The organism is Micromonospora sp. BL1 (assembly GCF_003667485.1).
In the GTDB taxonomy this organism is placed as follows: domain Bacteria; phylum Actinomycetota; class Actinomycetes; order Mycobacteriales; family Micromonosporaceae; genus Micromonospora; species Micromonospora tulbaghiae.
This window is the reverse complement of sequence record NZ_RCVK01000367.1, coordinates 1-11,298: the sequence shown is the minus strand read 5'-3', so window position 1 is coordinate 11,298 and position 11,298 is coordinate 1. Positions and strand designations below refer to the sequence as shown.

The window sequence follows — 11,298 nt, the reverse complement described above, 5'->3', positions numbered from 1 at the left end:
GTGCGCCAGGTCGGGGAAGTTGCTACATCACACCCGCCCTGACCCCGCCACTTCCCCGATGTGGTGGCACGCCGCCAGCGCCAGCCGCAGGAAGCCCACCACCAGGTAAGGCGGGACCGGTCAGGCATACGCGCCAGTTCGCCGGAGTGGTGGGGACGTGCACCAGACCGGGGAAGTTGCTACATCGCGCCCGCCCCGACCCCGCCACTTCCCCGATGTGGTGGCACGCCGCCAGCGCCAGCCGCAGGAAGCGCACGGCAAGGTTGGGCGGGATCCGGTGGGGCGAACGCGCCAGTTCGCCGGAGTGGCGGGGACGTGCGCCAGGTCGGGGAAGTTGCTACATCGCGCCCGCCCTGACTGCGCCAGTTCGCCGAAGTGGCGGTGGCAGAAGTCGCTCGGCGGGGGCGGCCGGAGGCCGCCCCCGCCGTGCCATGCTGCCCCGGTCAGCCCGGGTTGGGGCGGTTGTCGGTGAAGTTGCCCACCTGGGCACCCGTGGACGAGTTGTCGCTCGTGGAACCACCGGCCGGGGTGCTCAGGCCACCCGTGCCGGCGTCACCGGTCGTCGTGGGCGCCACCTTGCCGGGATGCTTTTCGGGCTGGCGGGCCACCCGGCGCACACTCGCCGGGCCCGCGGTGCCACCGGTCGTGGTGACCGCGCCCTGACCCCGGGTCGGTCCGCCGTCGCGCAGCACTGTCGGGTCGACGGGTACGTCCGCCGGGTCGTCCGGGTCCAGTTCCTGCCGCATCCGTTCCACGTCGGTCTGCGGCACTGTGACCTCGTCCAGCGCGCCCTCGCCGTACACGCCTCCGGCGACCCGCTGCTCGGCCCGCCGGGCGGCGTCCTGTCGCATGTCGTCCTCACGCACGTCAACCACCTCGCAGCTCTCTCGGGGTATCGGGGTTGCGTGCCCGAGGGTGGGTGGCTGAAACCGGGGCCGGCACCGGGATGACCGCTGTGTACCGGGGTGTCCGGTTCCGGCTGCGAGCCGAGCCTGGCGGCCATCGGATGGCGACCGGCGGTTACCTTGTCTCCGGCGAGGGGTAGACCCAGGGTGCCCCCGCCACAGAGCGCGAACCGTGCCGTGGCCGACCTGCGGTAGCGGGGCGAGGGTATGCAGGTACGACTCATCAAATCCTGAGGAGGACCAGATGAGCACGCAGGCTGCATCCACCAGGCCGGCCAACCGGCCGATGTCCGACGTTCAGAACCGGTCGAACATGCAGGACACGTCGACCCGGCAGATGCCGTCGATGCACGACGGCCACCGGGAGAACATGCCGTCCCCGGGTACGGAGACGAAGCAGGCGTTCCTGACCACCGAGTTCTGGGTGTACGCAGCCGCGGTCGCGGTCGTGGCGATCGCCGCGTTCTGGAAGGGCACCACCGCCAACGGCCTGAACATCAACAACCCGAACCAGGCCTGGTGGTACCTGACCGCGCTGACCGGCGCGTACCTGGTCAGCCGGGGCCTGTCGAAGGCGGGCAGCGCGCGCCGCTCCGGCGAGGAGCGTCGAGGCCGGCGCTGACGCGCGCCGAGTCACGCGTACGGCGACGCCCCCGGGATCCGTCCCGGGGGCGTCGTCGCGTGTGCTCACTCCTCGCCGAAGTCCCCGAAGTCGTCGCCGCCGCCGTCGAACGCGTCGTCGAGCATCTCACCGGCGATCATGCCGCCGGCGACGCCCAGTGCGGCGCCCGCGACCACGCCGCCCATGCCCGGGCCGCGCCGCCCGTGACCGGCGTATCCGTGCTGGCCCGGGTAGCCGTGGCCGCCGTGCGGCATGCCGAAGCCCTGGGCCCGCAGGCTGCCGTAGCGGCCCGTCGTCTCCCGCAGCCAGCCGTCGACGACCTGCACCCAGTCGGTACGGGCGGCGTCGCTGTGCGGGACCGAGTACCGCCCGATGACGTCGTGCCCGGCGCTGAGGAAGCCGCCGCGCTTGTCGCACTCCAGGATCACCTCGACGCCCTGCTGGCTGGTCACGAACGTCAACTCGACCTCGGTGACCGTCTGCGCGTACTGCGGCGCGGCGAAGAACTCGATCTCCTGGTAGAACGGCAGCGTCTGCGGCACGCCGTAGATGTGGCCCCGCTCCAGGTCGGCGTGCTTGAACCGGAAGCCGAGCGCCTGGAACGCCTCCAGGATCCGCTCGTGGATCGGCAGCGGGTGCACCGACACCTGGTCCAGGTCGGACTTGTCGACCGCGCGGGCCACCGCCAGCTCGGTACGTAGCCCCATGGTCATGCCGTGCAGGCGCTGGCCGTACACGTCGGTGATCGGGGTCTCCCACGGCACCGGCATCTGGAACGGGATGGAGAGCTGCTGCTTCGGGGCCAGCTCGAAGGCGCCGCTGACCGGCATCCGGTGGAACTCCATCACGCCGGCGTACTCGTGGTCGCCGCTCTCGATCTCGACCCGGGTCACCAGACCGATGTTGATCTGCTCGATGCGGGCCGCCGCGTCGCCGCCGACCAGGTTCACGTGCCCGTCCAGGGTCAGGCCCGGCCGGGTGTTCGGGTTGCTGAGCACCGTGTCGACGGTCGGGCCGCCGACGCCGAACGCGCTCAACATCTTCTTGAAGACCATCGGTCACTCCCGTGCAACTGCGCTCCGACATGGACCGTCGGGCACTTCGTCAGGGCACCCTAGACGGCGGGGCTGAGAACTGTCTGTGAGGCACGCCGTGGTCTCAGTCGGCCCGGACCACCACCAGCTCGCCGACCTGCTCACCGAGCTGCCGGCGGGCCTCCGGCGGCAGTCCGCCGTCGGTGACCAGCACGTCGGCCTCCTCCAGCGGAGCGATGGTGGCGATGCCGATGGTCTCCCACTTGGTGTGGTCGGCCAGCACCACGAGACGGCGGGCGGAGCCGATCAGCCGCCGGTTCACCGCCGCCTCCAGCAGGTTGGGCGTGGTGAATCCGGTACGCGGGCTCATCCCGTGCACGCCGAGGAAGAGCAGGTCGACGTTGAGCGCGGCGATGGCGGCCTCGGCGACCGGGCCGGTCAGCGCGTCCGACGGGGTGCGGATGCCCCCGGTCAGCACCACCGTCTGGTCGGCGCGGGGGTTCTGGTAGAGCGCGTCGGCCACCGGGATGGAGTTGGTGACCACTGTGAGCCCGCGTACCTCGGCCAGCCGGGCGGCCAGCGCGGCGGTGGTGGTGCCGGCGGAGAGTGCGACGGCCATGCCCGGCTCGACCAGCCCGGCGGCGCGCTCCACGATGGCCCGTTTCTCGGCCTGCTGGCGCACCGACTTGGCGGCGAATCCGGGCTCCTCGGTGGAGCCGGGTCCGGCGAGCGTCGCGCCGCCGTGCACCTTGTCGATGAGGCCGCGGTCGGCGAGCACCTCCAGGTCGCGGCGGATCGTCATGTCGGACACCCCGAAGCGGCTGACCAGGTGACTGACCCGGACGCCGCCACGTTGGCGGATCAACTCCAGGATGGCGCTCTGCCGTTGCTGGGCGAGCATGGGAACCTCCTCGGCGCGGACGGCAGGGTACCGGTCAGGCGGTCGCGGGCACCGGCGCGGGCTCCTCGCGGACCACCGCCACCTCACCCGCCGGCACCTCCAGGGTGCCGTCGCACCTGACGCCGCCGAGCAGCTCGACGCCGCTGACCGCCAGCCGGGCCGGTTCGGTGGTGTGGTTGACCACGAACAGCCAGCTCCGGTCCGCCGAGCGGCGGCGGACCACCTCCACCCCGGCCGGCGCGTCGACCGGCGGGCGCACGCCGGTCTCGGCGAGCAGCCGGGCCACCAGCCGGTCGGTGGCGTCGTCGGCGAGCCGGGTGCCGACGTACCAGGCGGCGCCCGCGCCGACCGCGTTGCGGGTCAGCGCCGGCACGCCGGGCAGCGGCCCGTCGGTGTACGCGGCGAGCACCTCGGCGCCCTCGGCGTGCAGCCACTCGGTCCACACGTCGGCGCGGGCGCCGTCGTCGAGGCGTACCGTCTCGCCCTCCCGCAGCGGGAAGAACTCCTCGACGCGTACGCCGAGCAGGTCGCGGAACGCGCCGGGGTAGCCGCCGAGCCGGATGTGGTCGTGCTCGTCGACGATGCCGCTGAAGTAGGTGACCACGGTGGTGCCGCCGGCCTCCACGAATCGGCGCAGCGCGTCGGCGTCGGCGTCGCGGACGAGGTAGAGCGTGGGCGCGAGGACGAGCCGGTAGCGGGACAGGTCGGCCGACGGGTGCACCACGTCGGCGGTGACCCCGGCCCGCCAGAGCGCGGCGTGCAGCGCGGCCAACCGGTCGGTGTACGTGACGTCGACGCTCGGGTGGGAGTCGAGTTCGGCGCCCCACCAGGCCTCGTAGTCGAACAGGATCGCCACGTCGGCGTCGACGCGGCTGCCCCGTACCTCGGCGAGCGCGCGCAGGTCGGCGCCCAGCCGGCAGACCTCGCGGAACACCTTGGTGTCCGGCCCGGCGTGCGGCACCAGCGCGGAGTGGAACTTCTCCGCGCCGGCCCGGGAGGCCCGCCACTGGAAGAACAGCACGCCGTCGGCGCCGCGCGCGACGTGGGCGAGGCTGTTGCGGCGCATCTGGCCGGGCGTCTTGGCCACGTTGCGGGGCTGCCAGTTGACCGCGCTGGTGGAGTGCTCCATCAGCAGCCACGGCGCGCCACCGGCGACGCCCCGGGTGTGGTCGGCCGCGAGGGCCAGGTTGACCTGCGGCTGCGGGTCGGCGGCGGTGAGGTAGTGGTCGTTGGCGACCACGTCCACGTCGGAGGCCCAGGAGTGGTAGTCCAGGTACTTGATGCCGGTGCCGATCATGAAGTTCGTGGTGACCGGCTGCGGGACGAGCCGGTTCAGCAGCTCCCGTTCGGCGCGCAGCTGCGCGCGCTGCTCGTCGGAGGAGAACCTCAGGAAGTCCAGTTGCTGGGTCGGGTTGGCGAACGTCGGGGCGGTACGCGGCGGGTTGACCTCGGCCCAGTCGTGGTAGCGCTGGCTCCAGAACGCGGTGCCCCAGGCCGCGTTGAGCGAGTCCAGGTCGCCGTAGCGCTCGCGCAGCCAGCCGCGGAACGCCTCGGCGCTGACGTCGCAGTAGCAGTGCACGTTGTGGCAGCCGAGTTCGTTGGAGACGTGCCAGAGCACGACGGCGGGGTGGCGCGCGTACCGGCGGGCGACGGCCTCGACCAGGGCGAGCGAGTGGTCCCGGAACACCGGGGAGCTGGGGCAGTACGCCTGCCGGCCGCCGGGCCACAGGACCGTGCCGTCGGCCCGGCGGGGCAGCGTCTCCGGGTGCCGGTGCGCCAGCCACGGCGGTGGGCTGGCGGTGGCGGTGGCCAGGTCGACGCTGATGCCGCCGTCGTGCAGCAGGTCGATCGCCCGGTCCAGCCAGTCGAAGGCGTACCGCCCGGGGGTGGGCTGCAGCAGGGCCCAGGAGAAGATGCCGACCGAGACCAGGTTGACCCCGGCGCGTCGCATGAGTTCGACGTCCTCGGCCCACGTCTGCTCGGGCCACTGCTCCGGGTTGTAGTCCGCGCCGTACCAGATGCCCTCGCCGTGCCAGTTCCGCATGACAGCAGAGGGTGCCCCCGAACAGCACCCAAGTCAACACTTTCCAACATCGACTGACGTTCCAACGTTTACCGGCTCTTTGCCCTGCCTCACCGCCACAGGCGTCGTCTTTTTGCCCTCTTGACAGCGCCGTGCCAAGGGGTAGCTTCAAGCGCCACCGGCTGTTTGTGTTCGGACGTGTGGATTCTCGGTGGATCTGCCGCGGCCGACACGAACACCGCTCACCGCCAACGATCACGGTCCATGAGCGCAGCGCACCTCTTCCACGCAGGAGGCACCATGTCCCGTCCCCGCTCGCAAGCCGAATACCTCGCCCGGCTCGTACCCCCGTCCGTCGCCGGCCTGAACCGGCGCTCGCTGCTCGCCGGCGCGGCCGGTGCGGGGGCGCTGCTCGGCACCGGTCTGCTCGCCGGCTGCGGCGACTCCGACTCCGGTTCCGGCGGCGACGCCAAGAGCGTCTCGCTCGGCTCGAACCAGTCGGACCCGAAGCCCAAGGACGTCGTCGCGAAGGTGATGGACGGCTTCAAGACGTCCTCCGGCGTGACCGTCGACATCAACACGGTCGACCACAACACGTTCCAGGAGAACATCAACAACTACCTGCAGGGCAAGCCGGACGACGTGTTCACCTGGTTCGCCGGCTACCGGATGCGGTTCTTCGCCGCCAAGGGCCTGGCCGGTGACCTCAGCGACGTGTGGGGCAAGCTCGACGGCTACTCCGACGCGTTCAAGAAGGCGTCCACGGGCGACGACGGCAAGCAGTACTTCGTGCCGGCGTCGTACTACCCGTGGGCGGTCTTCTACCGCAAGTCGGTGTGGCAGCAGCGCGGCTACGAGGTGCCGAAGACGCTTGACGACCTGAACACGCTCGGCGCGCAGATGAAGAAGGACGGCCTGGTCCCGATCGCGTTCGCGGACAAGGACGGCTGGCCGGCGATGGGCACGTTCGACATCCTCAACCTGCGCATCAACGGCTACCAGTTCCACATCGACCTGATGGCCGGCAAGGAGGCGTGGACCTCCGACAAGGTGAAGAAGGTCTTCGACACCTGGGCCGGGTTGCTCCCCCTGCACCAGCCGGACTCGCTCGGCCGCACCTGGCAGGAGGCGGCCCAGTCGTTGCAGCAGAAGAAGAGCGGCATGTACCTGCTCGGCCTGTTCGTCGGCCAGCAGTTCAGCGGCGCCGACCTGGAGGACCTGGACTTCTTCACGTTCCCCGAGGTCGACTCCGCGATCGGCGCGAAGGCGCTGGACGCCCCGATCGACGGCTACATGATGGCCCGCAAGCCGAAGTCCAAGGACGCGGCGCAGAAGCTGCTGACGTACCTGGGCTCCAAGGAGGCGGCGGACATCACCGTCAAGAACGACCCGAGCACGCTGGTCGCGAACAGCGGCGCGGACACCGCCGCCTACACCGCGCTGCAGAAGAAGGCCGCCGAGCTGGTCGGCTCCGCCACCGAGATCGCCCAGTTCCTCGACCGGGACACCCGGCCGGACTTCGCCTCCACCGTGATCATCCCGGCGCTCCAGCAGTTCATCAAGGACCCGAAGGACATCAGCGGGCTGCTCACCAGCATCGAGAACCAGAAGAAGTCGATCTTCACCAGCTGACGGCGGAAGGGGGAAGGACATCATGTCCGACCTGCCCCTGATCCAAGCGGATCGCGCCGTGCCGCCGCCGGCCGCGACCACCACGAACGGTGGTCGCGGTCGCCGGCTACGGCTCCTGTCCCGCACCGACCGCGTGGTGATCACGCTGATGGTGCTGGTACCCCTGCTGCTCGTCACCGGCCTGGTCTGGCTGCCCGCGGTGGCGACGGTGCTGCTCTCCGGCACGAACTGGGACGGCATCGGCCCGATCGGCGAGATCGAGTGGGTCGGGGTCAAGAACTACGACGACGTGGTGAACATCTACCCGCCGTTCGTCCCCGCCGTGCAGAACAACCTGCTCTGGCTGGCCGCGCTGTTCGTGGTGGCCACCCCGATCGGCATGTTCCTCGCCGTGCTGCTGGACAAGGAACTGCGCGGCAGCCGCTTCTACCAGACCGCGCTCTACCTGCCGGTGGTGCTGTCGCTGGCGCTCATCGGCTTCATCTGGCAGCTCATCTACAGCCGCGACCAGGGCCTGCTCAACGGCGTGTTCGGCGGCGAGACCGACTGGTACGGCGACCCGAACGTCAACATCTGGGCCGTGCTGGTGGCGGCCGGCTGGCGGCACGTCGGCTACATCATGCTGCTCTACCTGGCCGGCCTCAAGGGCGTCGACCCGTCGCTGCGCGAGGCCGCCGCAGTCGACGGATCGTCCGAGACCAGCACGTTCTTCCGGGTCGTCTTCCCGGTGATGCGCCCGATCAACATCATCGTGCTGGTGGTGACCGTGATCGAGTCGCTGCGCGCGTTCGACCTGGTCTGGGTCATCAACAAGGGCCGCAACGGACTGGAGCTGATCTCCGCGCTGGTCACCCAGAACGTGGTGGGCGAGGCCAGCCGGATCGGCTTCGGCTCCGCGCTGGCGACGATCATGCTGGCCGTGTCGCTGGTCTTCATCACCATCTACCTCTGGACCGTGATGCGGGAGGACAAGCGATGACCGCCGTCTCCGCCGGCCGCCGCCGCCCCGTGCGGCCCGCCCGGGTCGTCCTGCACCTGTTCCTGGGTACGGTCGCCGTGGGCTGGCTGTTCCCCATCCTCTGGGCGGTGCTCACGTCGTTCCGCTCCTACGAGTACACGGCCGCCAACGGTTACGTGTCGCTCGGCGGCTGGACGATCGACAACTACGTCACCGCCTGGCGTACCGCCGAGTTCGGCAAGCACTTCCTCAACTCGGCCTACATCACCGTTCCGGCGGTGCTGCTCACGCTGTTCCTCGCCTCCTGCGTGGCGTTCGTGATCGCCCGGTTCAGCTGGAAGCTCAACATCGCGCTGCTCGGCCTGTTCACCGCCGCGAACCTGCTGCCGCAGCAGGCGCTGCTCATCCCGCTGTTCCGGATGTTCACCGAGATCCCGCTGCCGGCCTGGATGAGCGACTCGGAGCTGCTCTACGACAGCTACTGGGGGCTGATCCTGGTCAACGTCGCGTTCCAGTGCGGCTTCTGCGTGTTCGTGCTCAGCAACTACATGAAGGCGCTGCCGCACGAGCTGTACGAGGCCGCGATGGTCGACGGGGCGAACGTGTGGCGGCAGTACTGGCAGGTCACGCTGCCGCTGTGCCGCCCCGCGCTCGCCGCGCTGGCCACGCTGGAGGTGACCTGGATCTACAACGAGTTCTTCTGGGCCACAGTGCTCATGCGGACCGGCGACAAGTTCCCGGTCACCAGTTCGCTGAACAACCTGCGCGGCGAGTTCTTCACCGACAACAACCTGGTCTCGGCCGGTTCGGTGCTGGTCGCGATCCCCACCCTGGTGATCTTCTTCCTGCTCCAGAAGCAGTTCGTCCGGGGTCTGACGCTGGGAGCCTCCAAGGGATGACGATCGTCCACCTGCGCCGCGCGCGGACCAGCCTGGTGCTCGACGCACGCGGCCCGGGGCTGCCCCGGGTCGTGCACTGGGGCGCCGACCTCGGCCCGCTGCCCGACGGGGACCTGCCCGCGCTCGTCGACGCCACCGTGCCACCCGTCGTGCCGAGCAGCTTCGACGCGCCAACAGTGTTGTCGCTGCTGCCCGAGGCGAGCGCCGGGTGGAGCGGGCGGCCCGGTCTCGCCGGTCACCGCGACGGCCGGGACTGGTCGACCGCGTTCCGCCTGGCCGGCCTCGACGTGCGCGACGAGCCGCCCCCGCACGGCGACGCGCCGGGCACGCCCGCTCCGGGCGGCGTGGCCGGAGGCGGGGACGCGGTGCGCGTACCCGATGAGGAACGCAACCGCGACGGGGCCGGCGCCGCACGGGTGACGGTGCGGGCGGCGGACCCGGGCGCGGGGTTGAGCCTGACCGTCGAGATCACGCTGGATGCGGCGGGGGTGCTGACGCTGCGGCACCGGCTGCGCAACGACGGCGACGGCCGGTACGAGGTGCGGGAGCTGACGCCGGTGCTGCCGGTGCCGGCGGTCGCCACCGAACTGCTCGACCTGACCGGCCGGTGGTGCCGGGAGCGCGCGCCGCAGCGGCATCCGTGGCCGATGGGCGCGTGGGTACGCGAGGGACGGCACGGCCGCACCGGCCACGACGCCACGTTGCTGCTGGTCGCGGGCACGGCCGGGTTCGGTTTCCGGCACGGCGAGGTGTGGGCGGTGCACACCGCGTGGAGCGGCGACCACGTCACGGCCGCCGAGCGCCGCCCGACCGGCGAGTCCACACTCGGCGGCGGTGAGCTGCTCACGCCCGGTGAGATCGTGCTGGGGCCGGGCGACGAGTACGCGACTCCCCTGCTGTACGCGGCGCACTCGGCCGACGGGCTGGACGGGCTCAGCGACGCCCTGCACACGCACCTGCGGGCCCGCCCGTCGCACCCGCGCACGCCGCGGCCGGTGACGCTGAACGTGTGGGAGGCGGTCTACTTCGACCACGACCTGGACCGGTTGCGGGCGCTCGCCGACGCGGCCGCCGAGGTCGGCGTGGAACGCTTCGTGCTCGACGACGGCTGGTTCCGCGGCCGGCGGCACGACCAGGCCGGGCTCGGTGACTGGTGGGTCGACGGCGAGGTCTGGCCGGACGGGTTGCAGCCGCTGATCGACCACGTACGCGGGCACGGCATGCAGTTCGGGCTCTGGGTCGAGCCGGAGATGGTCAACCCGGACTCCGACCTGTTCCGCGCCCACCCCGACTGGCTGCTCCAGGCGCCGGGCCGGCTGCCGCCGCCGTGGCGACACCAGCAGGTGCTCGACCTGGCCCACCCCGACGCGTACGCCTACCTGCTCGAACGGCTCGACGCGGTGCTCAGCGAGCACGACGGGATCGCGTACCTGAAGTGGGACCACAACCGCGACCTCACCGAGGCTGGGCACGCCGGACGGCCGGGCGTGCACGCGCAGACGCTCGCTGTGTACCGGCTGCTGGACGAATTGCGCTCCCGGCACCCGGACGTCGAGATCGAGAGCTGCTCCTCCGGCGGCGCCCGGGTCGACCTGGAGATCCTGCGCCGAACCGACCGGGTATGGGCCAGCGACTGCAACGACGCGCTGGAACGGCTGTCCATCCAGCGCTGGACCGGCCTGCTGCTGCCGCCCGAACTGATCGGCACGCACATCGGGCCGGAGCGCTCGCACACCACGCGCCGCGTGCACGACCTGGCGTTCCGCGCGGTCACCGCGCTGTTCGGCCACCACGGCATCGAGTGGGACATCACCGCGATCGACGCCACCGAGCGGGCCGAACTCACCGCCTGGGTGGCGCTGCACAAGCGGCTGCGCCCGCTGCTGCACACCGGCCGGGTGGTCCGGGTCGACCACCCGGACCCGGCCGTGCAGGCCCACGGCGTGGTCGCCCACGACCGCTCGCACGCGGTGTACGCGGTCAGCCGGGTCGCCACCTCGGTGGCACAGGTGCCGGGCGCGGTCCGGCTGCCGGGGCTGGACCCGGAGCGGCGCTACCTCGTGCGCCCGCCCGCCGGGGTGCCGGAGCCGGCGCTGCTGGAGATGTCGCCGCCGGGCTGGCTGGCCTGGCCGGGCGGCGGGATCACGGTGAGCGGTTCGGTGCTGGGGTCGGTCGGCGTTCAGCTCCCCGCCCTGCACCCCGAACAGGCCCTCCTCCTGGAGGTGACCGCCGCCTGACCGCCCGGCCCGCCCCGGTGATCAAGGAGTTTGTGTCTCCGTCGAGGTCCGATCGGGACACAAACTCCTTGATCACGCCACTGGGGG

9 protein-coding genes are annotated in these 11,298 nt (G+C 71.3%); 5 read left to right on the top strand and 4 right to left on the bottom strand.

What is annotated here, in order from left to right:
* Nucleotides 1-443: 443 nt before the first annotated feature.
* Nucleotides 444-866 carry a hypothetical protein gene (locus EAD96_RS27635; protein ID WP_162959127.1) on the bottom strand — a complete coding sequence of 141 codons (423 nt, stop codon included), beginning with the start codon at nt 864-866 and terminating at the stop codon, nt 444-446.
* A 283-nt stretch (nt 867-1,149) separates the two neighbouring features.
* Here EAD96_RS27635 and EAD96_RS27630 point away from each other — a divergent pair, with 283 nt between their 5' ends.
* Complete coding sequence (locus tag EAD96_RS27630; RefSeq protein ID WP_091427728.1) at nt 1,150-1,527, top strand: hypothetical protein; 378 nt, start codon at nt 1,150-1,152, stop codon at nt 1,525-1,527.
* A gap of 65 nt (nt 1,528-1,592) precedes the next feature.
* On the opposite strand, the gene EAD96_RS27625 is transcribed toward EAD96_RS27630, so the two are convergent.
* The 3 genes from EAD96_RS27625 to EAD96_RS27615 all read right to left on the bottom strand — a co-directional run bounded on the left by EAD96_RS27625 (nt 1,593) and on the right by EAD96_RS27615 (nt 5,506).
* Nucleotides 1,593-2,582: a sporulation protein gene (locus EAD96_RS27625; RefSeq protein ID WP_121686309.1), complete on the bottom strand. Its 990-nt coding sequence runs from the start codon at nt 2,580-2,582 to the stop codon at nt 1,593-1,595.
* A 103-nt stretch (nt 2,583-2,685) separates the two neighbouring features.
* Entirely contained in the window at nt 2,686-3,462 is a 777-nt protein-coding gene (locus EAD96_RS27620) for a DeoR/GlpR family DNA-binding transcription regulator (protein ID WP_121686308.1), read from the bottom strand.
* Between the two features lie 34 nt (nt 3,463-3,496).
* Nucleotides 3,497-5,506 (bottom strand): beta-galactosidase, encoded by a 2,010-nt coding sequence (locus EAD96_RS27615; RefSeq protein ID WP_121686307.1) that lies wholly within the window; start codon nt 5,504-5,506, stop codon nt 3,497-3,499.
* A 279-nt stretch (nt 5,507-5,785) separates the two neighbouring features.
* Between EAD96_RS27615 and EAD96_RS27610 the strand changes: the two genes are divergently transcribed.
* Genes EAD96_RS27610 through EAD96_RS27595 form a run of 4 tightly spaced genes read left to right on the top strand, consistent with a single transcriptional unit; the run spans nt 5,786 to nt 11,211 of the window.
* A complete protein-coding gene (locus tag EAD96_RS27610) occupies nt 5,786-7,117 on the top strand; it encodes an ABC transporter substrate-binding protein (RefSeq protein WP_121686306.1) in 1,332 nt (443 codons plus the stop codon).
* A 22-nt stretch (nt 7,118-7,139) separates the two neighbouring features.
* Entirely contained in the window at nt 7,140-8,096 is a 957-nt protein-coding gene (locus EAD96_RS27605) for a carbohydrate ABC transporter permease (protein ID WP_121686305.1), read from the top strand.
* Nucleotides 8,093-8,974 (top strand): carbohydrate ABC transporter permease, encoded by an 882-nt coding sequence (locus EAD96_RS27600; RefSeq protein ID WP_120570922.1) that lies wholly within the window; start codon nt 8,093-8,095, stop codon nt 8,972-8,974. Before EAD96_RS27605 ends, EAD96_RS27600 begins: the two co-directional genes overlap by 4 nt.
* On the top strand, nt 8,971-11,211 hold the full coding sequence (locus EAD96_RS27595) for an alpha-galactosidase (RefSeq protein WP_121686304.1): 2,241 nt from the start codon (nt 8,971-8,973) through the stop codon (nt 11,209-11,211). The genes EAD96_RS27600 and EAD96_RS27595 overlap by 4 nt, the downstream gene beginning before the upstream one ends.
* Nucleotides 11,212-11,298: the final 87 nt, after the last annotated feature.